Below are 24,969 nucleotides of genomic sequence, written 5' to 3' on the forward strand. Positions count from 1 at the left end.
AGTTGAGTTGGGCTTTAACCGTTGAAAGCGCGTGTCATACCCCCATCTCAAGAAACATGATGATCCGCTGTCATATGGGGTTCGTGCTCTTTGCAGGGCAGATACTGAACCGCCGTTAGCCCCGGGCGGGGCTGGCATTTTTGTGCCGCTTCACGCAGTGGGGCTGCTAAAGATCACGCTGATCTTCTAAATTAGAGATGGTCGTTCCATCTGACGAAATCAAATTGTGATAGTGTGCAAGTTCGATTTCCGGATGCGCGCAGGAACCCGACGTTATTGTTTCAAGTACCTTGTTGTTGGAAGATGACATGCATCCCATGATCTTTCACCAAAACCACACCTCTCTGCACGACGATCCCGTTCTCATGCAGGGCGGAGGTATGTGGCACCGGACACGCGCGGCGTATGAAAGCTGGAAACGGTTCGGAACGATACCGGCTTTCAAACCCGTAAACGATCGCTGGCTCAGGGACATCGGGATTCTACGTCGCCATATCAGGCGCATTTCACACAGCCACTGTGGTGTCGACTCCTGCATTTTTGAGAACGGCGGTGCGAAAGTAGGCCACGGTAGCGGCGGGATGAGCCTGCTGCGGGCGGCGTAAAAGTCGTCCACCTTTACCCTTTCTGGTCACAGGGAGGGCGGGAGGATTTTCACTGTGGATTTGTATCGGAAGGTTCGGCTGGCCTGTGCTGAGGGCATGAGCCAGCGTGAGGCGGCGCGGCATTTCAACATCTCGCGCGATAGCGTAGCCAAGATGATGGCGTTTTCGGTTCCACCTGGATATCGGCGGTCGGCACCGGTTAAGCGACCGAAGCTGGATGGCTTCACCGGGATCATCGACGGTTGGCTGGACGGCGATCGGGAGGTCCATCGCAAGCAGCGGCACACGGCGACGCGGGTGTTCGAGCGGCTTCGCGACGAGCACGGGTTCACCGGCGGCTACACGATCGTGAAGGATTACATACGACAGCGCGAACGGCGCGGCCGGGAGATGTTCGTGCCGCTGGCGCATGCGCCCGGTCATGCCCAGGCCGACTTCGGCGAGGCGGTGGTCGTCATCGGCGGCATTGAGCAGAAGGCGCATTTCTTCGTGATGGATCTGCCCCACAGCGACGCCTGTTATGTCCGTGCCTATCCGGCGGCCACTGCCGAGGCCTGGGTGGATGGCCACGTTCACGCCTTCGCGTTCTTCGGCAAGGTGCCGGTGTCGGTCCTCTACGACAACGACCGCTGTCTGGTTGCGAAGATCCTGCCGGACGGGACACGTCAAAGGGCCACGCTTTTCAGCGGGTTCCTGTCGCATTACCTGTTCCGTGATCGTTACGGGCGGCCCGGCAAGGGCAATGACAAGGGCAACGCGGAGGGGCTGGTCGGTTATTCCCGCCGCAACTTCATGGTGCCGATCCCGCGGTTCGCGACCTGGGACGCGTTCAACGATTACCTGGAGGCGCAGTGTCTCAAACGTCAGGCGGATGTCCTGCGAGGTCAGTCTGAGACGATTGGCCAACGCCTCGAGCGGGATTTGGCCGCGATGTCCGACCTGCCTGCGGCGCCGTTCGATGCCTGCGATCAGGCCACCGGACGGGTCAGTTCGCAGGCGCTGGTGCGCTACAAGACCAACGATTATTCAGTGCCGGTCGCCTACGGCCATCGCGACGTCTGGATCAGGGGCTATGTCGACATGGTCGTGATCGGCTGCGGTGGCGAGGTGATCGCCCGTCATCCCCGCTGCTACGACCGCGAGGACATGGTCTTCGATGCGGTGCATTACCTTCCGCTGATCGAGCAGAAGATCAATGCCCTGGACCAGGCGGCACCCCTGGCGGAATGGGACCTGCCGTCGGAGTTCACGACCCTGCGCCGCCTGATGGAAGCGCGGATGATCAAGGCAGGACGCCGCGAGTATGTTCAGGTTCTGCGCCTGCTCGAGACCTTCGACATCGACGATCTCCACGCTGCGGTGAAGAAGGCCCTGCAACTGGGCGCGGTCGGCTTCGATGCCGTCAAGCACCTTGTCCTCTGCCACGTCGAGAAACGGCCGCCGAAGCTGGATCTCGATGTCTATCCATACCTGCCGCGGGCGAACGTCGAGACCACGTCCGCGGCCAGTTATATGGCCCTGATGTCGGAGGATGCGGCATGACCGACACCCCGAAGATCCTGCTCGCGGATCATCTCAAGACGCTGAAGCTGCCCACCTTCCTGCGGGAATACGAGAAGCTCGCCCGCCAATGCGCCGCCGAAGGGCTGGATCATGTCCAGTTCCTAGCACGTCTGGTCGAGCTGGAATTGATCGACCGCGAGCGGCGGATGATCGAGCGGCGTATCAAGGCAGCGAAGTTCCCGGCGACCAAGAGCCTGGACAGCTTCGACTTCAAGGCGATCCCCAAGCTGAACAAGATGCAGGTACTGGAACTCGCGCGATGCAACTGGATCGAGCGACGCGAGAATGTCATCGCCTTGGGGCCCAGTGGCACCGGCAAGACCCATGTTGCCCTCGGGCTGGGGCTGGCGGCCTGCCAGAAGGGCCTCTCGGTCAGCTTCACCACCGCCGCGACGCTGGTCAACGAGATGATGGAAGCCCGAGACGAGCGCCGTCTGCTACGGCTGCAAAAGCAGTTGGCCGGCGTCAAATTGATGATCATTGACGAACTGGGCTTCGTGCCACTGTCCAAGACCGGTGCCGAGCTCTTGTTCGAACTGATCTCGCAGCGCTATGAGCGCGGGTCCACGCTGATCACCAGCAATCTGCCCTTCGACGAATGGACCGAAACCTTCGGCACCGAACGCCTGACCGGCGCTCTCCTCGACAGACTGACACACCACGTAAACATTCTCGAGATGAACGGCGACAGCTATCGCCTCAGCCAAAGCCGCGCTCGAAAGGCCCGATCCGCCACCTGATCACACCTAACAGAATTGGCCCTCCGGGCCAATGCGCCATGGCACGTGCCAGCTATTTGGGGAGCGCACGCTATCTGGAAAGATGGCACCGAATTTGAGGCAAAGGAGGCCTAAAACCAAACGCAAGCCGCGACATACCGCGCCCGCAAAAAGTTGCCGTATCGACCACAGCGGCAGGCAATCGACAAAACCCGAGCGATCTACATGCGAGCCCTACGCATCGCGAATATCACCGTCGGGAGGTCGACGCCTTGGATGCCGAGATGAAGCACCAAATGGGATGACTTCAAAAAGAACCTTGCAGGTGGCCGATACACTCGACAATATCGACGAGCGCAGATGATCAATTAAAGAACCTACATCCCCATGGCGCGTGGGTTCATCTATCTGGCGGCCGTGCTCGATTGGCTCACGCGGCGCGTGTCGATCACGCTGGAGGCCGATTTTTGCATAGAATTTGCATAGAAGCTGTGGAAGAGGCGCTGGCTCGTCACGGCACGCCCGAGATCTTCAACACGGATAGTCTATGATGGTCACCAGTTCTCGGGTGGTTTGACTCAAACACCGATCGACCGTTCGCTGGGTTGGTGCCGCTTGGCTTTCCGGTTTGGTCTGACCCAAACAGCGACCGACCAGACACGTGTCTTTCCCTGGATCTGTCGACCGCCCGGGAACGCCTTGCGGTGAGGCTTTGTCTCAAAGATGCCGCGTGAACCAAGAAGGGCCTGACCATTTGGTCTCATGACTGTCCTGTCCGTGCATTTTTGTCAACGAAGCAAGTCTGCCACTGCCGGGAAGGATGATCCTATAGCCAGATCCAAACAAACCACCCCAGTTGTTGGCGGGGTTGATACGCACAAAGACCTTCATGTTGCAGCTGTTGTGGATGACAATGATCAAGTGCTGGGAACGCAGAGCTTTGCCACAACACGGCAGGGCTACAAGCTGATGCTGACATGGATACGCTCATTCGGAGACTTGCAGCGGATTGGCATTGAATGCACCGGCAGCTATGGTGCCGGGCTTTTGCGATATATGCAGGTCGCTGGTGTGGACGTCTTGGAGGTGACCGCGCCGGACAAATTGGACCGAAGGCGGCGTGGCAAGAACGATGACTTCGATGCACAGAGCGCTGCCCACGCGGCCTTCGCAGAGCGGCGCACGGTAACCCCGCGCAGCCGGGATGGGATGGTAGAATCCCTGCGTGTATTAAGGGTTTGCCGCAAAACGGCTGTTCAAGCCCGGCGGGTTGCATTGCAGATCATCCAAACCACAATCATCTGCGCACCTGACCGTCTACGTGATCTTTTGCGCAATATGACCCGCATGCAATTGATCAGGACACTGGCAGCTTGGCGTCCGGATTTGACAGGGTTTCGGGATGTCGAAGAATCTTACAAGATTGCGCTCAAATCGCTAGCACGTCGATACCTTGAGCTGCACGATGAGGTCGCCGATCTGGACGACATGATCGAAGCAATCGTCACTGACCTTGCCCCATATCTGATTGCATGCAGCGGGATCGGCTTTACCAGCGCGGCTCAATTGTTGCTGACCGCAGGCGACAATCCTGAACGGCTCAGATCCGAAGCCAGCTTCGCTGCTTTGTGCGGCGTCAGCTCAGTTCCTGCATCCTCGGGGAAAACAACACGACACCGATTGAACCGGAGTGGCGACCGAGCCGCGAACAGCGCACTCCACATCATCGCAATTGGGCGGTTACGGCTGGATTCGAAGACAAAGGAATACGTTGCGCGACGAATAGCTCAAGGCCATTCAAAGCTGGAAGCTATTCGGTGCCTGAAACGATACATCGCACGTGAAGTCTTCAACATCATCGCGCGACGTCACAAACAGATCAATCAGGCTCAAATCGCGGCTTGACACTTAGAAGGGCGTCCAGGGATCGCAGTTCACATCCACCGACTTCATCAAGGTGCTGGCCGCCCGTGAGATCAAGATCAGCATGGATGGCAAGGGCGCCTGGCGCGACAACGTCTTCGTCGAGCGGCTCTGGCGGACCATCAAATACGAGGAGGTCCACCTGCGGGCCTATGCCAGCGTGTCCGAGGCCCGGGCCGGAATCGGACGGTATCTCGCCTTCTACAACAGCCGACGCCCGAATTCATCGCTTGACGGGAAAACCCCCGATCAGGCCTACTTCAACCAGCCAATGCCCGAGGCGGTAGCGGCATAAAAAAGGCGGAAAACCACTTAGAAAACGCCCGGAACCTGTTCAGATCAACCGAACCACCTCTCTGTCGGGCTTGGCTGGGCCTGACCACCCGGCGATACCAATCCGGGGAAGTCGACTACGACGGTCACACATCCCGGCGCGGCGACCGCCATGTGAGAAGCCTTCTCTATGAGGCGGCAACGGTCATTCTGACCCGCAGTCTTGCCGACAGCGATCTGCGGACATGGGGGCTGAAACTCAAGGGACGCATCGGCTTCAAACGCGCTGCCGTCGTGGTGGCTCGAAAACTCGCAGTCATAATGCATGCAATGCTCCGGGATGACACCCCGTTCGTGCGGGTCGCAAAGGCCGCAACCTGACACGTCACCAATAGCGCTCAAGTCGCGAGCGCGCGAAGGCGTCCCTGCCGGGACGTAGGTCGAGCCATTCCGCTGATCGAGTTGCACCAGCTAAAACAGCTGAGTGCGTTTCGCACATTGGAAGGCTCCTCCGCGAAGACCCATCATGCGGCGACCGACGTGTCGACCGCGAAGACGACCCTGACCCGGCAAACGTTTCGACGACGCGCACTCGGAGCCTCAGGCGCATTGGTCTCACGCATGACCTGAAGACCGACCTCCCGCCGTCCAACGCCCGGTGGTGCAAAGAAAATGCTTGCAATTCTGGCTGCGATTAGACGACTCGATCACACGCCCCTGGGGTCAGAAACTTCTTGCCTGACGGGCGGCAACCACAGAATTTGCGTTTTGAACGACCTCAGATTAAACTCTCTCTGATCGGATGGTTGTGCCATTTCCGTTTCGGATTGGGCGGGTTCGAAGCTAGGCGCCTAAAGGCGCTCGGTGATCTCGATGGGGTTTTGGTCATCGATGATACCAGGTTTCTGAAGAAGGAGGCTCACTCCGTCGGTGTTGGTCGACAGTATTCCGGTACGGCAGACCGGATTGAGAATGCCAGATCGGTGTATTCGCCGCCTATGCCAGCCGCGGGAATCACGCACTGCTTGATCGGCGGCTTTACCTGCCGAAGGACTGGGCCAACGAGTTGTAGCGGTGCATAAAGGCGCGTGTGCCGGAAAACGTTATATTTGCCACAAAGTCGGCCATGGCCTGCGAAATGACAGAAAAGCTGCTGGGTGAGGGGGCGCCAAGCGCCTTTGTCCTCACCCATGTGGTCTATAGCTCGGACTATGGGTTCCCGCACATGCTGGAGGATCGTGGTCAGCCCTATGCGCTGGCGGTGCGTTCGACCCACAACTTGCACTTTCTGGAAGAGCGGCGCTGGTACAGACAAACCTGAGGACGATGATTTCCGAACCGCCCACAGAGGCCTGACAGTTCCTGTCCGCCGGTAAAGGTGCCAAGTGCATACGCCGATGGAGAACCGTTCGGCTGGACTCAGGTAAATGCCATTTTTTGCTCGATATCCACGGAGAGTACAAGACTGGATGGCGGGGAATTCCGCCACTTACGATTAGCGGGTCCAAGTGATTTTAGGCACGATCAAGATCTTGATGATTGGGTGCTTTACCTACCCTTTTGGTTGCTTGGATATGAAGCTATGGCTTCTATCTTCGTGGAGCGTTCAGCCCGATGTTTAATACAAAAGCCCGACTCGCCTGCACCGAAGCCGCTTGAAAACGTCAAGCGAGCCGAGTGACGCTCACCGGCTTAACGAACCGTGAGTAGTTACCGTGTCTTTCTGCAATCCTAAAATAGTTCTTCTTCTCAATTCCTCGCCTTGTATCCTGCCCGTGTCCGGATAGTATGCTGACACATACTGGCGGAGGAAACCATGATCATTCGCGCCATTGACGGGCTTAACGAAACCGTCGGCAGAATCGTCTCTGTGGTGGCGATCGTGTTCGCGGCATTCATCATCTATGACGTATTCATGCGTTACGTGCTCAACGATCCGACCCGCTGGGCGTTTGACGTCACAAAGCAGATGTTCGGCTTCTACTTTGTGCTGCTCGGCGGCTATGCGCTGCGGCATCAGGCGCATGTGCGGGTGGATCTGCTGACCGCCAATCTGTCCGAGACCCCGGCCCGTATTGTCGATGCTCTGGGCTATCTGATCTTCTTCTTTCCCTTCGCCTGGGTGTTCACAACCCGCTCCTATGAATTTGCGATGCGGTCCTATGCGCAGGGTGAAACCACCTATGGCTCGGTGCAATTGCCCGTCTATCCGCTCAAGATGGCGATGGCTGCGGCGGCGGCCCTGCTCTTGTTGCAGGGGATCGCAGAGGTTCTGAAACTCGTATTCAATCGTCAGGAGGTGCGCAGTGACGCCTGAAGTCATCGCCCTGTGCATGTTCGGCCTGCTGCTGCTTGGCCTCTTCATGGGCCATCCGCTGGCCTTTGTGCTGGGCGGCACCGCCGTTCTGGGTGCGCTGATCGCGGGCAAGCCGATGGTGCTGGGCATCGTCATCAATCGCATCTTCGGCGATGTGCTGGATAATTTCACGCTGATTGCCATTCCACTGTTCGTGCTGATGGCCCGGTTTCTCTCGGACAGCGGCGTCACCGACCGAATGTTCGAATCCCTCCGGCTGATGATGTCCAATGTGCGCGGCGGTCTGGCACTGGCGGTCGTGTTCATCTCGATCCTCTTGGCGGCGACCACCGGCATCATCGGCGCCTCGATCACCGTGATGGGCGTCATGGCCCTGCGCCCGATGCTGCAATATGGCTATAGCCCGACGCTCACCACCGGCGTCATCGCGGCCTCGGGCTGCCTCGGCATTCTCATTCCGCCCTCGATCATGCTCATCCTGATGGCCAGCTACTCACCGCTCTCGGTGGGCGAACTGTTTGCCGGTGCAATGATCCCCGGCATATTGCTCGGACTGCTCTACGCCGTCTGGGTTGTGATCGTGGCCTTCGTGCGCCCCGATATGGCCCCCGCCGTTGAGTCGGACGAAAAGGTCAGCCGCAGCGCCCTGCTCAAGATGCTGGCGATTGAGGCCGTACCGCCCTTGGTGCTGATCCTCGGCATCCTCGGCTCGCTCCTAGCGGGCATAGCCACGGCAACAGAGGCCTCTGCCATCGGGGCCATGCTGGCGCTGCTGATCGTGATCTTTCGCGGCAAGTTCAGATGGATCAGCTTCTACGGCGCAATGCTGGAGACCGGGCGCACCTCGGCGATGATCCTCTTCATCGTGATCGGAGCAACCGCCTTTACCGGCGTGTTCAACATCACCGGCGGGTTGCGCGCCACTCAGGAAATCATCCGGGGCATGGATATGGAGCCGTGGATGCTCATTACGATGATGCTGTTCATCGTGTTCATTTTGGGCGCTTTCCTCGACTGGACGGGGATTGTCTTGCTTTCGTTCCCGATCTTTCTGCCCATCGTGCAAGAGATGGATGTCAGCCTCTTGTGGTTTGTTGTTCTCATGTCGGTGGTGTTGCAGACCTCGTTTCTGACGCCGCCTTTTGGCTATGCCTTGTTCTATTTGCGCGCTATCGCGCCCAAGTCGGTCAAAACCTCACAGATCATCATCGGGGTGTTGCCATTCATTGGCTTGATCCTGATCATGTGCCTCGGTGTAGCCATCTTTCCGCAACTGGTCACATGGCTACCAGAGACGCTCTACACCAAGTAAACAAGGAGACTACCCATGCTGACGAAGATTACTCTCGTAACCGGCCTCGCTCTGGCCGCAGGGATTGCGACGCAATCTGCCGCGCAGGAAAGCTGGACCATGACAACCACATGGCCCAGCTCTCTGGAGCTGATCGAGATCGACAAGCATTTCGTCGACCTCGCCAACAAGCTGACCGGCGACGCGTTGACCATCGAGTTCTTCGAGGGAGGCGCGCTTGTGCCCGCAGGCGAAGTCTTTGGCGCAGTGGAATCTGGCACCATTCAGGCTGGCGGGGATTGGCCGGGCTATTGGGCAGGCCGCGATTCGGCGTTCTCCCCCTTGGCAACCACCGCCAGCCTCTTCAACGCCATCGACTACGTCAACTGGATCGAACAATGGGGTGGTGCCGATCTCTATAACGAGATCTACGGCAAATTCGGCATGGTCTACCTGCCCTACGGCGTGACCAACAACGAATCCGGTTTCCGTACCAATGAGCCCATCGTGACCCTTGAGGATCTGCAAGGCAAACGCCTGCGCCTGTCCGGTCTGGAACAGGGTCGCCTGCTCGAAAAACTCGGCGGCAATCAGGTCTCCATGGCCGGTGGCGAAATCTATCAGTCGCTAGAACGCGGCGTGATCGACGGCGCAGAATTCTCGACCCCCAATGTTGATTATTCAGGCGGCTTCCATCAGGTGACCAAGTTCTGGGCCACTCCGGGCTGGCACCAATCGGCTTCGGTCTTTGGCGTGATGATCAACAAGGCCTCGTGGGATGCGCTCTCTCCTGAAACGCAGGAGGATCTGAAAATCGCGGCTCAGGCCAATCTGATCTGGTCGCTTTCCTTCACCGAAAAGCGCGCCACCGAGGCCTATCAGCAGTTCAAGGACGCTGGCATCGAGATCACCCGCTACGACGACGAGACCTTGGCGCGCGTGCAGGAACTCGCCAATGAGGTGATCATCGAGACCGCCTGCGAAAACCCCGCCTCGGCCAAGGTCTATCTCAGCCAGCTCGAATATCTGGCCGATTACGCCAAATGGCGCGATGCGTCCGCCCCCTTCAATCTGGGTCGGTCACCCAATGGGCCGGACATCGAAGCCATCCGCGCCTGCGCGAACTGATACAGAGAATTCAACCGGAAGGCCCACCATCACTGGTGGGCCTTTTGCGTTTAACGAACGGACCGCTTTGCGGCAACATTCTCTTTTCCGGGCGTAGCTGACCCTCGCGCAAGCAAGAAATGTTGATGGTCTAAAGAAAATATCGCCTGCCTTCGCCACGATTTAGAAGCTGGCGCTACTCTACAAAGGCATTTTGTTCCAAGGGTGATCCCTACCTACTTGAAGCATGAACCACTTCAACCAGAGGCTGTTCCGGTTTTCGAGTCGGTGCTTTCTTCTTTTGGTGGACGGATACGGAAAAGAAGTGCGTAAAGTACCGGCACGGCGACAAGGGTCAGCACCGAGGCAAACGCGAGGCCACCCATTATCGTCACCGCCATAGACGCGAAAAACGCATCCGGCAGCAGGGGTATCATGCCGAAGATCGTCGTGCCTGCGGCGAGCACCACAGGGCGTAGACGACTGACCGAACCGTCAATCACTGCCTTGTAATCCGCCACACCCTCTGCGCGCTGAACGTCGATCTCTTCGACCAGAACGATCGCGTTCTTCATCAGCATTCCCGACAGCGAAAGGAAGCCGAGCAGAGCAGTGAAGGTGAAAGGCAGGCCGGTGAAAAGCAGCCCGAGCACCATGCCCGTCACGGACATTGGCACGACAAGCCAAAGGATGAGGGGTTGGCGCACCTTGTTGAACATGAGAATGGAGATTGTCAGCATGACAAGGAAGCCTAGGGGAAGCTGTTTGCCAAGGCTGGTCTGGGCGTCGGTTGAACTTTCATACTGGCCACCCCACTCCATGCTGTAGCCGTCGGGACGCGGGAGTGCCTCGATCTCGGCCCGCACGCTTTTGAAGGCCTCATCGGCGGTGAGATCCGCCCGTGCACCGCCAAGGGCAGTAATGGTGCGTTCGCGGTTGCGCCGGTGAATCAGCGCCTCGACGAGGCGCGGCTCGAACCGTTCCACAAGGTTGGCCATGGGAACGTAGGTGCCAGCACCATCGGACCAGGCCGACAGATCCCGAACGCGGTCAACCCCGTCCCGTTCGGTCGCGGGCAGCCGCAGGTGGATCGGGATGACCTCGTCGCCTTCGCGCAATTCACCGACCCGCAAGCCCGACGTTCCGTAGCGGACGGTATCGGCAATCGCGCTGCGCGTGGCCCCGGCCAGCCGCATGCGCGACTCATCGACGATCGGCTCAACAAGGATTTCGCGCTGGCGCCAATTGGTGCGCGGGTTGGTAATTGTGCCGGCGGCCTCGTATATCCGTAATGCATCGTCGGCGAGTTGGCGCAGAACGACCGGATCGGGACCAGAGAACCGGACCGCCACATCGGCACCGGAGGGCGGGCCGAAGACAAGCTCTTCGACCCGGACGAGCGCGTTGGGAAATTCGGCCGGCAGATCACGATTCAATCGATTGGCCATAGCCGGGATCGCCTCGGCGTCGGCCACACGAACGATAAGCTGGCCATAGCTGGCATCTGCCTGCTCCGGGTTGTATGTCAACATGAATCGGCTCGCGCCGCGCCCCACCAAGGTCGTCACGTCGGTCACCTTGTCTTCAGACAGGATCAACTGTTCGAGCCGTTTCATTTCACGGTCGGTGACGTTGATGTCGGTCCCTTGCGGCATCTGGAATTCGACATAGAAAAGCGGGGTATTTGACGCCGGGAAAAAGGCCTGCTTGACCTGCCCGAAGGCCATCACCGACACAATCGTGATTCCCACGATTACAAGCACAACCAGCACACGCGCGCGCAGCACGAGCCAGAGCAACCCGCGATAGATCGCGTAGAACGCGCCCTTGTAGGGATCATCCGAGGTATTTTTTTTTGGCGCCTTGAGCAGCAGCATGCCGAGATATGGCGTGACCGTAACAGCCAGAATCCAGCTCATCAGCAGCGAGATGGTGATCACCGCGAAGAGCGAGAACAGAAACTCGCCGGTGGAGTCCGGCGAAAGTCCGATCCCGGAAAAGGCCATGATCCCGATCACGGTGGCTCCAAGCAGCGGAATGGACGTGGAACTTTCGGTCTCGGCCGCAGCTTTTATCGCGCTCTTTCCGCGCGCCATGCCAATCACCATTCCTTCGGTGATCACGATGGCGTTGTCGACCAGCATCCCCATCGCGATGATCAGGGCACCAAGGCTGATCCGTTCCATCGCGATCCCGAAGACCGACATGAAGAACAGCGTGACGAACACAGTGAGCCCGAGCGTCGTGCCGACCACCAGGCCGGCGCGCCAGCCCATTGTGATCATCAGCGCCCCGACAACGATGGCGACCGACATCGCAAGGCTCAGGAGAAAGCTGGAGACGGCCTCGTCAACGACGACGTGCTGTTCGTAGATCGGCGTGATCTCGACGCTGTCCGGCAAGTCGGCCTTCAACGTCTCAAGCCGGGCCGCGACCGCCGAACCAACTTCGACCACGTTGCGGTTCGTCAACGCCGAAACCCCGAGGGTGAAGGCTGCCGTGCCATTGTGGCGGATCACCTGGCTCGGCTGTTCCGCCTCGTCGCGGGAGACGCGGGCGATGTCACGGATCGCAACCTGTCCGACCTCTCCGGCCGCGCCAAGCCGTAATTGTTCGATCCCCTCGGGGGTCACGTAACCCGGCGGAACGGACAGGCCGATGCGGGCGGGGCCCTCGGTGATCTCGCCATTGTTGAAAACGAGGTTTTCATCGTTCAGCACGCCCAGAACCTGGTTTGGCGGCAGGCCCAATTCCGTCAGGCGCGCGGACGGGATCGAGAGGGTGATCGTCTCTTCCGTAAGGCCCTGAACCTCAACCTTCGCAACGCCGTCGACGGTCACCAGCCCAAGCCGTAATCGCGTGGCCAGATCCCGCTCCTCGCGCGGGCTGAGACCTTCGGTTTTTACCGCGTAGAACATGCCGTAGACATCGCCGAAATCGTCGTTGACAATGGGTGCGCGCGCGCCCTGGGGTAGGTCGTCCTGCACGTCGCTGATGCGCAGCCGCATCTCGTCCCAGACTTGCGGAATCTCATCCGGGCCATAGGTGCCCTCGATCTCGACCGTGATCTGCGCCATGCCCGGCATCGACTTCGATTCGACCCGGTCAAGCTGCTTCATCTGCTGCAGCGCGTTTTCGATGACGTCCGAGACCTCTTCCTCGACCTCGACTGCTGTCGCGCCGGGATACGGCACGAACACGAGCGCGGTCTTGAGCGTGAAACTCGGGTCTTCAAGGCGGCCCACGGTGTTCAGCCCCCAATACCCGCCCAAAAGACAAAAAAGGATGAGGAGCCAGACCGCCACGGGCCTCTGGATGCTTGCGCCGGAAATGCTGAATGCCATGGATTTGTTCGTGTCCTGTCAAGGGGGCGGGATCAGAGCCCCGCAACCGTCACGGTCTGATTGTCGCGAAGCCGCCACCACCCGCCGGAGACGACCAGTTCATCGCCTTGGAGACCTTCCAGAACCACGATCTCGTTATCGACGGGAAGGCCCAGACGCACGGTCCGGCGCCTGACCTGCCCCGACTCTTCGTCGTAAATCCAGACCGAAGGCTCGGTTCGGCTAGAGGTATCGATCGCTGACACGGGGACCATGGCAGATTGTGCACTGGATTCGGCCGCCGCATTTGAAAGGCGCACCCTGGCCGTCATCCCGGGCAGAAGCCGCGAGTCGACATCGCCCGTGATGGCGAATTCCACATCGTAGGTCTGCGCCGTGCGGTCAGCATCGGTTGCAAAGGACCGAAGCACGAGCGGAGCCGTGTAGCCGGGCACGGCTGGAAAACTTGCCACGAGATCAAAGGCGTCGGGTGCGCTGCGTGCGACCGCCGCCAGTTCTTCCGGCAGAGAGATCATGATCCGCATCTCGCTGACATCCTGAAGACGCGCAACCGGCGCCGCGGAGGTGACGTTGACATATTCCTCGATGAAGGTGCGCGCCACGATTGCATCGAAAGGCGCGATGATCTGCGTCTGTGAGAGGCGCCGCTCGGCCTCGCGCAGCGCAACTTCGGCCTGCGCGTATTCGGCACGGGCGGTTTCGAAGCGCGCTTCGGCCGCAACCCCTCGTTCGGCAAGGCTCTTCGCGCGCTCGAGCTCGGATTTCGCAAGGTCAAAGGCGGCCCGCGCCCGATCCACCGCAAGTTCGAAATCGACCGGATCGAGTTCCGCGATCAGATCGCCTTGGCTGATCTTGTCGCCCGGTTCCACCTCGAGGCGCAGGACCTGTCCAGAAACCTGGAAAGCGATGTCTACGGTGCGGGCTGGCGCGACCCGCCCGGCAACGGTGCGGCCACGCGTGACGGTGCGACTTGTTGCTCGGGTCACTTCTACTGTGACCTTCCGGTCGTGTTCAGCCCCCTCGCGGGTTTCGGCCGCAGGCTTTGGCGCGTCAGTCGTTGTCTGGGCCCGGACATCGGTCCGGAGCGCCGGAAACACCGACAAAACCAGCAGCGCCGCCGCCGCGATCACGGTAACCGATGCGATCCGTTTCCAGCTCTGCTTCATTCTATTCGAGTTCATCGATCAGGGTCCTTAATCTTTCGATGACGCGACCACGGAGATCCGCCCCGCCGTCTGGCAGCTTGAGAAGTTTCTGGAAGCGCACCCCCTGAATCGCCCAAAAAACCACCATGGCACCCTGCGTGTCTTGTGTGTCGGACAGGATACGCCCGATGTCGTCGGTCAATTCTCCCCGCAGCGGATCGAGCAGTTGCGGATCTGAGGCCGCTGTCGCGAGGATCGCCATCGACAGGTCATCATCCACCTCTTGCGATTGCAGAACCGTTTCGAGATGCCCACGCAGGGTTCGCGCGGGGTGCCGCTCCGGCACGCTGTCCAGCAGCTCCCGATGTTCGGCCAACATCGCATCGAGCAGCCCCGAGAGCAGGGCCTTCTTTGTCGGGTAATTGTAAAGCACGCCCCCCTTGCTGAGGCCCGCCTCCTTTGCAACCGCGTCGATCGTTATCTTTCCCGCACCTGCGCGCGCGGCGATAGCGCGCGCAGCAGACAGTATCCTGCGAGACGCGCTTCTGGTTTCTGCTGGGGTCATGTGCTCACTCAAAACTGTACCGTCCGGTCGGTGCATATGCTAGGGTAGCTAGTGTCCGGCACCATCTGGGTCAAGTGTTCAACCGGATCAGTCACCTTGAGGCGCGGCATGGCACCTGTCGAAGCACCAGAAGGCAAGCTGTTTGGGCCTCCCACGCTATAAGTCATTGCGTCGGCCATATACCGCCAGAAAAGCGTCAACCGCCCTCTTTGAATGCTCAGATGCATCGACAGGCTGGTCGACGGCCAGCAATCGCGGCATGATGACGTCGGAGATGGACAGGTGAATGAACTGACTGGCGGCGTTTTGAACGTTTTCAACGTTCAGTGATTTCGTTTCGTGCAAGTCTTTGAGTATTTGCGCGACGTGTGTGATAGCGCGCGTTGGGCCTGCATCCATGTATATTTCGCCTGCCTCCGGCAGAACCGGAACCGCGCCGATGCAAACACGAAGGAGACGAATGTAACCCTCATCCATGACCAGCCCGATCATGCGCCGCGAGAGCTCTTCAAGGGCATCTTGTGCATTGCCCAGGTTTGAAAGCGGACGGCAGATTTCTTCAGAAAGTCTGTCGCATTCAGCTCGTAAAACGCTTAAGAAGAGCCTGTCTTTGCTTGAGAAATGCGCATAAAGGGTCGCCTTCGAAACCTTGGCTTGTTCGGCAATGGCATCGACACTGGCGCCTTCGAAGCCGCACTTCAAAAAGACCTCCCTGGCCCCTCTGAGCACATCGGCACCTTTACTTTCTCTCATGGTGATCACCTGCTTCCAAAACGTGATAACGATCGCACAGCGCAACATGACTGGCCGCGCTCAAAGGCGTCCAACAGGTCCATCAACTGTCATTCGCAAAAGCCGAGCGGCGCTGCGTAGCTCACAACCGTTATGAATCGGCACCGCCCAAAGCTGGTAAACGCACGCGTTTTTCGGGCTGGCGCAGTCAAACAGCGCCCAAGTCATCGTCCTGAAACACCCCCTCAGCCTTCCATCGTTCTGCGATTTGTCCCAGGCCGTCGAGAACGCTTCGCAACTCGTTGCCGCGCGGCGTCAAGCCATAGGTGACGGCAGGGGGGATCGTCTCGGCCTGTTCGCGCCAGATGACCCCGGCATCTTGCAGCATCCGCAGCCGTTCGGTCAGCATTCGGGTCGATATCCCCGGCACGGAGCGCTTCAACGCCCCGAACCTTTGCGGCCCCTGATCGCTCAGCACCCAGATGATGTAGGTGGTCCATGGCCCCATGAGCAGCCTCAGGATCGCATCCATCGGGCACTGTGGCGGCGTTTTGGACATCGCTGTGCGCTTCCTTTCCAGGTGGTTACTTTATCATCCCTACTTTAATTTTTGCCATATCTCAACTATTACTCCTCCTGATACAGCCACTCGAGGGTTGCCTTGGCAACCGGGAAGGACAATCGGACATGGCCCGCCAGCCCACGCTCTTCATTCCCCACGGGGGCGGCCCTTGTTTCTTCATGGACTGGAACCCGTCCGATGAGTGGGACCGGCACCGGCAGTTCCTGCAGGATCTCCCGGGCACGCTGCCTGAGCGCCCCGGGTCAATCCTCGTGATCTCGGGTCATTGGGAAGAGCCCGCCTTCACCGTGCAGACCAATCCCGCCCCACCGCTTTTGTTCGACTATGGCGGTTTCCCGCCCCATACCTACGAGTTGACCTGGCCAGCCCCTGGCGATCCGGCGCTGGCCTATCGGGTGCATGACCTGATCCGCGCCGCTAGGCTTCCAGCCGCGAAGGATGCCGCACGGGGTTTTGACCACGGCGTCTTCGTACCGCTCAAGGTCGCCTTTCCAGAGGCTGACATTCCCTGCGTCCAGCTTTCGCTTGCCAGCGATCTGGACCCCGCGCGCCATATTGCGCTTGGTCAGGCCCTGGCCCCCCTCCGTGATGAGGGCGTGCTGATCCTCGGCAGCGGCAACACCTATCACAATATGGGCGTGCTGATGCGGAGCCTGCGTGGCGGGCCGCGGGGCGACATCGTTGGCGGCGCATTCGATACCTGGCTGACCGAGGCGATGACCTGCCCCGATCCCGATCAACGCAACCGCAGGCTGACGCATTGGTCAGAGGCGCCGGGCGGCCGCGAGGCCCATCCGCGCGAAGAGCACCTGATGCCGCTGCATGTCGTGGCGGGTGCGGCGGGCCACGATATCGGTCGCAAGACGCTGGAGGATCACGTTCTTGGCGCTGTCGAAAGCGCCTTTCGCTTCGGTTGAACAGAAACTTGGAAAAGGAACACAAAACCATGTCCAATGCCATCAAGGGTCCCTTCATCGTGACCGGCGCATCTGGTCAACTCGGCAGTCAGGTCATCGAGAACCTGCTGGCGCAGGGGGGAGAACCCCTGGTCGCGATCACCCGCACACCGGAAAAGCTCGCGGCACTTCGGGCGCGCGGGGTCGACGTCAGGGCGGGCGATTTCAATGACCCGACCACTCTTGGCAAGGCCTTCGCCGGCGGCGGGCGGCTGCTGATCATCTCGACGGACGACCTTGAGCCGGGCAAACGGCTTGCCGCGCACCGCAACGCGATCGCCGCCGCGCAGGAGGCCGGTATATCGCATATCGTCTATACGTCGCTCACCAATCCAGATGAAAGCAGCCCGATCACCTTTGCCGCCGATCACCGCGAGAGCGAGGCGCTGATCAAGCAGACCGGTATCCCCCACACGATCCTGCGCAACTGTCTTTACGCCGATCTCTTGCTGATGAGCGGGGCGCAGGCGATTGGCACGGGGGCGCTTTACGCGGCGGCGGGCGACGGCAAAGCGGGCTATGTCACGCGCGCCGATTGTGCCCGCGCCGCTGCCGCGGCCCTGTTATCCGAGACGGGCTCGACCCTGCGCGACATCACCGGACCCGAGGCCGTCGGCCATGCCGAGATCGCCGCGATACTGTCCGAAGTTGCCGGCAAGGAGATCCCCTACGTCCCGATCGCGCGCGACGCCCTGGTTGAGGCGATGGTCACGAATGGCCTGCCGGACTTCATGGCGAATGTCTTCTCGTCCTTCGATGTCGCCATTGCCAAGGGGAATCTCGACATGGCCTCGGATGACGTGGAAAAGCTGACCGGACTAAGGCCACAATCGGTCCGCGATTTCCTGCTGGCCAACACGCCCGCACTGACCGGGCAGGCGTAAACAACACCCACGGAGGCCCCGTTATGCTGAATATCCCGCCGCGCGAGGGGCCAAGGCCCGTCACCACGCCTTGTGCCCCGCATACGCAGATCAGTCAGAACCCTGATGCCGCGTCATATCGCGCTTTCAAGGACAGGGCCTTCGATTTTCCCTTTGTCATCCGCCAGCCCTCGATGATCTCGGTGCCGGGGGCCGAGGCACTTTGCCTCGAACACGGGCGCGGCTGCGGCTGCCGTGAGGCGTTCATGATCGGTACCGAGTTCGCCCATGTCCATCCGCCGCAGGACGGCAGCCTGCACATGATGCTGCCAGAGGATGCGGTGCCGAAGATCGTCGATCTTGGCTGGGCAGAGCCACATCCGATGGCTGCGGCGGGCATGATCCCGCCCACGGCTGTCATGGTCTATGCGCCCAGAAACTCGGCGGAAATCGAAACCGTGCTCGGCATTCTGGGCCTGTCCTGTGACTTTGCCCGGGGCCGGCTCGGACGGGTGGACAACATCGTTCTGTAACGGATACGACGTTCAATCCGGTTGTGAAACCGCATGCGGATGATTTAGGGTTCAGGCGCGTCGCAAGAATAAAAAACACGCCCGAATCATCACAACAAGCGAGTATCCAGTGGCAAAAAACAGACCCGTTATCATGGCCGCGATCGTCATCGCTGTCGCCGTATCCGGCTTTTTGATCTGGCAAAGCACCCTATCCGATACGGACGCGGAAGGATTTGCGCGCGGCAACGGGCGGATCGAAGCGGTCGAAATCGACGTTGCGGCCAAGCTGCCCGGGCGAATTGACACGGTGCTTGTGAACGAAGGAGGGCTCGTGACGGCAGGTGCGCCTCTGGCCACGCTCGACACGCGGCAATTGCAGGCCAATCGCAACCAGATGGTGGCGGAACTGCGCCGCGCTGAAATCGCCGTGGAAAACGCCACGCTGCTTGTCGAACAGCGCGCGGCCGAAGTACGCGCGGCCGAGGCCCTTCTGGAACAGCGCCGCGCGGAGGAGGATGTCGCGCGGCGCCAGTATGAGCGCTCCGAGTCTCTGACGCAGAACAGCATCACATCCGAACGGCAATTCGAGATCGACCGGGCCAACGCCTTTGGCGCTGCGGCGGCGGTTGCCTCTGCAGAGGCATCGCTTGCGGCGGCACGGGCGGGGGTAGCATCGGCGAAAGCTTCGGTGATTGGGGCCGAGGCCGCAGTGACCGCGGCCCAGGCGATGATCGAGGCGATCGACGTCCAGATCGAGGACAGCACATTGAAAGCGCCGCGTGCCGGGCGGGTGCAATATATCGTCGCGCGCGCGGGCGAAGTCGTGGGTGCCGGCGGGCGCGTCGTCAACATGGTGGACCTCAACGACGTTTACATGACGTTTTTCCTTCCGACGGCAGATGCAGGGCGTATCGGGCTGGGAACCGAGGTGCGCCTGCTGCTGGATGCGGCACCGGGCATCATTATCCCTGCCAGCGTTTCCTTCGTGTCGGACGTGGCGCAGTTCACGCCCAAGACGGTCGAGACAGAGGTTGAGCGCGAGAAGCTGATGTTCAGGGTTCGGGCCAGGATCGCGCCGGAGCTCCTTCAAAAGCACCTCGATCAGGTCAAGACCGGGCTTCCCGGCGTCGCCTGGGTGCGGCTTGATCCGACCGCGCCCTGGCCGGCCGAGGCACAGGGCAAGGTGCTGGAATGACCGATTCCATGCCTGCGGTGCGTGCCGAGGGGCTCTCGCTCCGCTATGGCAATACCCTGGCCGTGGACGATGTTTCGATCGACCTGCCGTCAGGCCGTTCCGTCGGCGTCATTGGGCCGGACGGCGTGGGAAAGTCGAGCCTTCTGGCGCTGATCGTCGGGGCGCGTCGGATGCAGACAGGGCGGCTCGAGGTGCTGGGGGGCGACATGGCCCGCGCCGGGCATCGCGCGCGCATCGCCCCGCGCATTGCCTATATGCCGCAGGGGCTGGGGCGGAACCTTTACCCGACGCTTTCGGTCCGCGAAAATGTCGATTTTTTCGGGCGCCTTTTTGGCGAGGGCGCGCAGGAACGCGCGCAGCGGATCGACGAACTGCTCAAGGCGACCGGTCTCGCCCCGTTTGCCGACCGCGCGGCGGCCAAGCTTTCGGGCGGGATGAAGCAGAAGCTGGGCCTGTGCTGCGCGCTGGTCCACGACCCCGACCTTCTGGTTCTCGATGAGCCGACCACGGGCGTCGATCCGCTGTCGCGGCGCGAATTCTGGGCCCTGATCGACCGCATCCGCGCTGATCGCCCGAACATGAGCCTGCTGGTATCAAGCGCCTACATGGAAGAGGCCGCGCGTTTCGATCATTTAGTGGCGATGGACGCGGGCAAGGTTCTGGCGACCGGCAGCCCCGACGAAATCCTGGAACGCACCGGTGCTGCTGATCTGGATGCGGCCTTCATCGCACTTCTGCCCGAGGAAAAACGCAGCCGCCACAAGGACCTGAGCATACCGCCGCGTGATCCCGCATCCGACGGGGAAAACGTCATCGAGGCCGAGAACCTTACCGTGCGGTTTGGCGATTTCACCGCTGTCGACAAGGTGAGCTTTCGCATCAAGCGCGGCGAGATCTTCGGCTTTCTGGGCTCCAACGGCTGCGGCAAGACCACCACCATGAAGGCGCTGACCGGGCTTCTGGACCCGAGCGATGGCACCACGAAGATTTACGGTCGCAAGGTCGATGCCCATGACATGGCCACGCGCACGCGCATCGGCTACATGACGCAATCCTTCTCGCTTTATTCCGAGCTGACGGTTCGGCAGAACCTTGATCTGCACGGGCGGCTTTTCGACATGATGCCAGCCGAGATCAGGCCACGGATCGCGGAACTCGCGGCACGGTTCGACCTTGAAGAGGTGCTCGACAGCCTGCCGATGCGCCTGCCGCTGGGTATTCGTCAGCGCCTGTCGCTGGCGGTTGCGCTGATCCACCGGCCCGACATCCTGATTCTGGATGAGCCGACATCGGGGGTGGACCCGGTGGCGCGCGATATCTTCTGGCAATCGCTGATCGATCTGTCCCGGAACGACGGCGTAACGATCTTCATCTCCACCCATTACATGGCCGAGGCCACGCGCTGCGACAGGATTTCGCTGATGCACCAGGGCCGCGTGCTTGTCAGCGACACGCCCGAGGCGATCCGCGAAGAGGCGGGCGCAGAGACGCTGGACGATGCCTTCGTCCATCATCTGAAGCGCGCGCAGGATCAGGATACTCCGCCCGCGCTCGAGACGAAAGAAGGGCTTTCCGCCGGGCCTGCCACTTCCGCCCGGCGGCGGCGCGGGCGGTTCAGCCTGGCGCGGCTGCTGAGCTTTTCATGGCGCGAGTCGTTGGAGTTGCGCCGCGATCCGATCCGCCTTACGCTTGCCAGCCTTGGCAGCGTGATCCTGATGATCGTGCTGGGCTATGGCGTTTCCATGGATGTCGAAAACCTCAAATTCGCGGCGCTCGATTTCGATCAGAGCATCCTCAGCCAATCCTATATCAACGACCTGGCCGGGTCGCGTTACTTTGACGAGGAACCGCCGCTTGTCGATCACGCCGATCTGGATTACCGGATGCGTGCGGGTGAAATCAGCCTGGCGTTGGAAATTCCGCCGGGGTTCGCCGCGGATCTTGAACGCGGCCGCCCCGTCGCCATTGGCGCGTGGTTCGACGGGGCCATGCCGATGCGTGCCGATACGGTGCGCGGGTATATCCAGGGGATGCACGCCCACTGGCTGACCGGGCAGATGCGGCAGGTCTTTGGCGATGAGGCGGTGACGGGAAACTTCACGCTTGAGGTGCGCTACCGCTACAACCCCGATGTCGAGAGCCTGGCGGCCATGGTGCCCGCGATGATCCCGCTGCTGCTGATGCTGATCCCCGCCACACTGGCCGTCCTGTCCGTGGCCCGCGAAAAGGAAACGGGGTCGATCGTCAATCTTTATGTCACCCCGGCGCGACGGCTGGAATTCCTGCTGGGCAAACAGGTGCCCTATGTCGTGCTGGGTTTCATGAATTACCTTTTGCTGCTGGCGCTGGCGGTGGTGGTCTTCGGGGTGCCGGTCAAGGGCAGCCTGCTGGCACTTTCGCTTGGGGCGCTGATCTATGTCGTGCTGGCCACCGGGCTGGGCCTGCTTATTTCCGCCTTCACCCAAAGCCAGGTCACGGCCCTGTTCTTTACCTTTCTGGCAACGCTTATCCCGGCAATGCAATATGGCGGCATCATCGATCCGGTTGCGTCAATGGAGGGCATGGGCCGGGTGATCGGTGAAATCTATCCCACCAGCCATTTCGTCACCATCTCCCGCGGGGCCTTTTCAAAGGCACTGGGATTCGATGATCTGGGCGGGTCTTTCCTGCCGATGCTCGCGCTTGTGCCCGTGGTGATGGTGCTGGGTGCCATCTTCGTGCGCAAACAGGAGAAATAAACGATGCGGCTTTGGCATGTTCTGCAACTGTCGCTGAAGGAAATTCGCGGACTGTTGCGCGATCCGCTTCTGATGGTGCTGGTCGCCTATGCCTTCACGCTCGATGTCTATGTGAGCGCGACCGCCATCCCCGAATCGCTCAACCGCGCCACGATCGGGATCGTGGACGAGGACGCCTCGGCCCTGTCGCGGCGCGTCGCCGATGCGTTCCTGCCACCCTATTTCGTGCCGCCGACCCAGATCGATATCGCGCAAATGGATGCGCGGATGGATGCCGGGATCGACACGTTCTCGCTGGTGATCCCGCCCGAGTTCCAGCGCGACCTGCTGGCCGGGAACCGGCCCGAGTTGCAGCTCAATGTCGATGCGACGCGGGTCAGCCAGGCCTTTACCGGGGCGGGCAGTATCAGCGCCATCATCAATCAGGAGATTGCCGGATGGCTGGAACGCGATGCCGCCCCGACCGATATGCCGGTTGACCTTGCCGTTCGGGCCCGTTTCAACCCCTCGCTCGACCCGGCCTGGTTCGGGGCCGTGACCTCGGTCATCAGTACGGTGACGATGCTGTCCATCATCCTGTCGGGCGCCGCCCTGATCCGCGAGCGCGACCACGGCACGCTGGAGCATCTGCTGGTCATGCCCGTGACCGCCGCCGAGATCATGACGAGCAAGGTGCTCAGCATGGGCAGCGTTGTGCTGGTGGCGACGGCGATTTCGCTTACCCTGGTGGTTCAGGCGGGGATGGGCATCCCGATCGAGGGATCGGTCGCGCTCTATCTTGTGGGCGCGGCGTTGCACCTCTTCGCGACCACCTCGATGGGGATCCTGCTGGCCACCATTGCCGGTTCTATGCCGCAGTTTGCCATGCTGCTTTTGCTGGTGCTGTTGCCGCTCGATATCCTGTCGGGCGGCGTCACCCCGCGCGAGTCGATGCCCCAAGCCGTGCAATACATCATGCTGGCGGCCCCCAACACGCATTTCATTGCGCTGGCACAGGGGGTGTTGTTTCGCGGAGCCGGGCTGTCGGTGGTCTGGCCGCAGCTTGTGGCGTTGATGCTGATCGGGTCGGTGATGTTCGCTTTCGCCCTGCGCCGGTTCCGCGACTTCCTGCGCTGACAGTCGGGGCGGCGTAACCGCCTCTTGGCTATACTTGCTCAGCCCTTGTGGAACGCTCAGATTCCTTGACGACCTTTTGCGCCAGAAGCAGGCTGCATCCCAGTGCGTCGCTCAGTCCGGCAGCCACTGACCGGCTCATCCAGCGGGTCCAGAGGCCTTGCTGGTGATGCCCGACGACGACCAGATCGGCCCCGGTTTCGGCCGCGACACTGGTGATTTTCCCGACAGGTGTCACTGTACCCTAATTAATCAGATTCTGTGGATTCAGGGCGATTTGGGGCGAGATTGTACCCCTAATTACAATATTTCCACAGCCCGTGCTGCAGGCCGACACTAAACGTTTTACGCTTCCTAGAAGGGCAATATCTGTTGGCGCGCTACACGAAGCGGTTAGGTTATCCACAGTTTCAACCGTCTGGTAATTAAGGGTGCAGTATTGCAATTAACGGTACAATGCGAAAATTAAGGGTACAAAATGCCATTGATATCGCCGGACAATTTCAGGCCGGATTCTGATTAATTAGGGTACAGTGACAGCGATGGTGCAGGTTCTCAGGAAATTCGTCATGCTCGGCTACCTCCGTAGCGCTTGATTTTTTGGGATCTTCTTGCTTGCTCGGGCCAAGCCTCAAAGCGATGGGGCCAAGGCGTTTGCCCTGGCCCCATGGATTTTCATCACTTGATCTGTGTGACAGTGAGTTTGCCCTTGACCCGGTCAGCGACGAATTCGATGTCCTGACCTTCCGACATGTTCGCGATCATCGTCTCGTCCGCGCGAAACACCATGGTCATGGCGGGCATGTCGAGCGTGACCAACGGCCCGTGGATGATTGTAACCTTGCCGGCCTTGGCGTCGATTTTCTTGATGGTGCCGCTCGTGTATTCCACGTCAGCCTGAGCCATCTGCTCACCTACTGCGACCTCACGGTGCATGCCGGATTCGTAGTGGCCGGCGATCAAGCATGCCGCTTCGAATGTGCCAGAATTTGCGAAAGTCCAGACAACCTCGCCCGAAGCGCCCGCATCGAGACGGATACGGTTCGGATCGTCATGTTCCATGTCCATCTTGGCCATTTCGATCTTATGCTCGGCATTACGCTCTACCGTGTCGAGGACGAATTCATGCTCCAGCTCACCCTTGTTGGTGATGTTGAAGCGGATGGTTTCGCCCTCCTTGATATCCATCGGCTCACTCTCGATCAGCATCTGGCCCTCATCGTTTTCGAGCAAAGTGACGTCGATTGTGCGGTCAACCTTGGCGGCGTCACCCGGCATGCCGACCATCATTGCGGCTGGCTTGGTCTCCCCATGTCCGCCGTCGTGTGTACCTGCAGCAAAGGCCGGTGCTGATAGCGCGATCGCGAAGCTTGTCGTCAAAAGAAGATTTTTCATTTTATTGTCCTGTAGGTTGGTTCGGTT

Annotated in this window: 21 protein-coding genes and 3 pseudogenes; 17 read left to right on the forward strand and 7 right to left on the reverse strand. The window is 60.2% G+C overall.

All coding sequences use genetic code 11. The annotated features are described in order from the left end of the window. Positions 1–659 precede the first annotated feature (659 nt). From istA to dctP, 11 genes and pseudogenes are all read left to right on the forward strand, one after another. On the forward strand, positions 660–2,147 hold the full coding sequence (istA, locus tag ACSSVY_RS15445; protein ID WP_151976069.1) for an IS21 family transposase: 1,488 nt from the start codon (positions 660–662) through the stop codon (positions 2,145–2,147). Continuing rightward, complete coding sequence (gene istB, locus ACSSVY_RS15450; RefSeq protein WP_151976068.1) at positions 2,144–2,908, forward strand: IS21-like element helper ATPase IstB; 765 nt, start codon at positions 2,144–2,146, stop codon at positions 2,906–2,908. The genes istA and istB overlap by 4 nt, the downstream gene beginning before the upstream one ends. 354 nt (positions 2,909–3,262) lie before the next feature. Further along, positions 3,263–3,429, forward strand: a pseudogene (locus tag ACSSVY_RS15455) (IS3 family transposase); the annotation flags it as partial. 220 nt (positions 3,430–3,649) lie between these two features. Next, positions 3,650–4,792 (forward strand): IS110 family RNA-guided transposase, encoded by a 1,143-nt coding sequence (locus ACSSVY_RS15460; protein WP_441347337.1) that lies wholly within the window; start codon positions 3,650–3,652, stop codon positions 4,790–4,792. A gap of 16 nt (positions 4,793–4,808) precedes the next feature. Continuing rightward, positions 4,809–5,105, forward strand: a pseudogene (locus ACSSVY_RS15465) (transposase); the annotation flags it as partial. Between the two features lie 71 nt (positions 5,106–5,176). Then, positions 5,177–5,464 (forward strand): annotated as a pseudogene (locus tag ACSSVY_RS15470) (transposase); the annotation flags it as partial. Between the two features lie 500 nt (positions 5,465–5,964). Beyond that, a complete protein-coding gene (locus tag ACSSVY_RS15475; protein ID WP_425442833.1) occupies positions 5,965–6,165 on the forward strand; it encodes a transposase in 201 nt (66 codons plus the stop codon). Between the two features lie 44 nt (positions 6,166–6,209). Beyond that, the gene (locus ACSSVY_RS15480; RefSeq protein ID WP_008282851.1) at positions 6,210–6,404 is read left to right on the forward strand and encodes a hypothetical protein; all 195 of its coding nucleotides are present in this window, start codon (positions 6,210–6,212) and stop codon (positions 6,402–6,404) included. 495 nt (positions 6,405–6,899) lie between these two features. Next, positions 6,900–7,400, forward strand: a complete 501-nt coding sequence (locus ACSSVY_RS15485; protein ID WP_008282852.1) for a TRAP transporter small permease subunit — start codon at positions 6,900–6,902, stop codon at positions 7,398–7,400. Continuing rightward, positions 7,390–8,712, forward strand: coding sequence for a TRAP transporter large permease (locus ACSSVY_RS15490; protein ID WP_198133619.1), 1,323 nt, complete (start codon positions 7,390–7,392; stop codon positions 8,710–8,712). The genes ACSSVY_RS15485 and ACSSVY_RS15490 overlap by 11 nt, the downstream gene beginning before the upstream one ends. A 15-nt stretch (positions 8,713–8,727) precedes the next feature. After that, complete coding sequence (dctP, locus tag ACSSVY_RS15495; RefSeq protein ID WP_008282854.1) at positions 8,728–9,819, forward strand: TRAP transporter substrate-binding protein DctP; 1,092 nt, start codon at positions 8,728–8,730, stop codon at positions 9,817–9,819. Between the two features lie 236 nt (positions 9,820–10,055). Here the strand turns inward: dctP and ACSSVY_RS15500 are convergent, their stop codons facing one another. From ACSSVY_RS15500 to ACSSVY_RS15520, 5 genes are all read right to left on the reverse strand, one after another. After that, positions 10,056–13,142: an efflux RND transporter permease subunit gene (locus ACSSVY_RS15500; RefSeq protein WP_008282855.1), complete on the reverse strand. Its 3,087-nt coding sequence runs from the start codon at positions 13,140–13,142 to the stop codon at positions 10,056–10,058. Positions 13,143–13,174: 32 nt separating this feature from the next. Then, complete coding sequence (locus ACSSVY_RS15505) at positions 13,175–14,323, reverse strand: efflux RND transporter periplasmic adaptor subunit (RefSeq protein WP_254699911.1); 1,149 nt, start codon at positions 14,321–14,323, stop codon at positions 13,175–13,177. After that, positions 14,310–14,852 carry a TetR/AcrR family transcriptional regulator gene (locus ACSSVY_RS15510; RefSeq protein WP_151975917.1) on the reverse strand — a complete coding sequence of 181 codons (543 nt, stop codon included), beginning with the start codon at positions 14,850–14,852 and terminating at the stop codon, positions 14,310–14,312. Before ACSSVY_RS15510 ends, ACSSVY_RS15505 begins: the two co-directional genes overlap by 14 nt. Before the next feature lie 156 nt (positions 14,853–15,008). Next, positions 15,009–15,605: a TetR/AcrR family transcriptional regulator gene (locus ACSSVY_RS15515; RefSeq protein WP_232279252.1), complete on the reverse strand. Its 597-nt coding sequence runs from the start codon at positions 15,603–15,605 to the stop codon at positions 15,009–15,011. Between the two features lie 187 nt (positions 15,606–15,792). Beyond that, positions 15,793–16,143 (reverse strand): winged helix-turn-helix transcriptional regulator, encoded by a 351-nt coding sequence (locus ACSSVY_RS15520; RefSeq protein ID WP_254699909.1) that lies wholly within the window; start codon positions 16,141–16,143, stop codon positions 15,793–15,795. Positions 16,144–16,271: 128 nt separating this feature from the next. Between ACSSVY_RS15520 and ACSSVY_RS15525 the strand changes: the two genes are divergently transcribed. The 6 genes from ACSSVY_RS15525 to ACSSVY_RS15550 all read left to right on the forward strand — a co-directional run bounded on the left by ACSSVY_RS15525 (position 16,272) and on the right by ACSSVY_RS15550 (position 23,550). After that, entirely contained in the window at positions 16,272–17,084 is an 813-nt protein-coding gene (locus tag ACSSVY_RS15525) for a DODA-type extradiol aromatic ring-opening family dioxygenase (protein ID WP_151975916.1), read from the forward strand. Positions 17,085–17,113: 29 nt separating this feature from the next. Beyond that, the gene (locus ACSSVY_RS15530; protein WP_454270536.1) at positions 17,114–18,007 is read left to right on the forward strand and encodes an SDR family oxidoreductase; all 894 of its coding nucleotides are present in this window, start codon (positions 17,114–17,116) and stop codon (positions 18,005–18,007) included. Between the two features lie 23 nt (positions 18,008–18,030). Then, positions 18,031–18,519: a luciferase domain-containing protein gene (locus ACSSVY_RS15535; protein ID WP_151975914.1), complete on the forward strand. Its 489-nt coding sequence runs from the start codon at positions 18,031–18,033 to the stop codon at positions 18,517–18,519. Positions 18,520–18,652: 133 nt separating this feature from the next. Continuing rightward, positions 18,653–19,696, forward strand: a complete 1,044-nt coding sequence (locus ACSSVY_RS15540; protein ID WP_037239698.1) for an HlyD family secretion protein — start codon at positions 18,653–18,655, stop codon at positions 19,694–19,696. Then, positions 19,693–22,434: a ribosome-associated ATPase/putative transporter RbbA gene (gene rbbA / locus ACSSVY_RS15545; RefSeq protein WP_454270537.1), complete on the forward strand. Its 2,742-nt coding sequence runs from the start codon at positions 19,693–19,695 to the stop codon at positions 22,432–22,434. Before ACSSVY_RS15540 ends, rbbA begins: the two co-directional genes overlap by 4 nt. A 3-nt stretch (positions 22,435–22,437) precedes the next feature. Then, positions 22,438–23,550, forward strand: coding sequence for an ABC transporter permease (locus ACSSVY_RS15550; protein ID WP_454270538.1), 1,113 nt, complete (start codon positions 22,438–22,440; stop codon positions 23,548–23,550). 28 nt (positions 23,551–23,578) lie between these two features. Here the strand turns inward: ACSSVY_RS15550 and ACSSVY_RS15555 are convergent, their stop codons facing one another. Together ACSSVY_RS15555 and ACSSVY_RS15560 are read right to left on the reverse strand one after the other, a co-directional pair. Further along, complete coding sequence (locus ACSSVY_RS15555) at positions 23,579–23,785, reverse strand: universal stress protein (RefSeq protein WP_454270539.1); 207 nt, start codon at positions 23,783–23,785, stop codon at positions 23,579–23,581. Between the two features lie 440 nt (positions 23,786–24,225). Beyond that, positions 24,226–24,942: a copper-binding protein gene (locus ACSSVY_RS15560; RefSeq protein WP_037275420.1), complete on the reverse strand. Its 717-nt coding sequence runs from the start codon at positions 24,940–24,942 to the stop codon at positions 24,226–24,228. Positions 24,943–24,969: the final 27 nt, after the last annotated feature.

The sequence above is a fragment of the Roseovarius sp. MBR-51 genome, assembly GCF_053628575.1.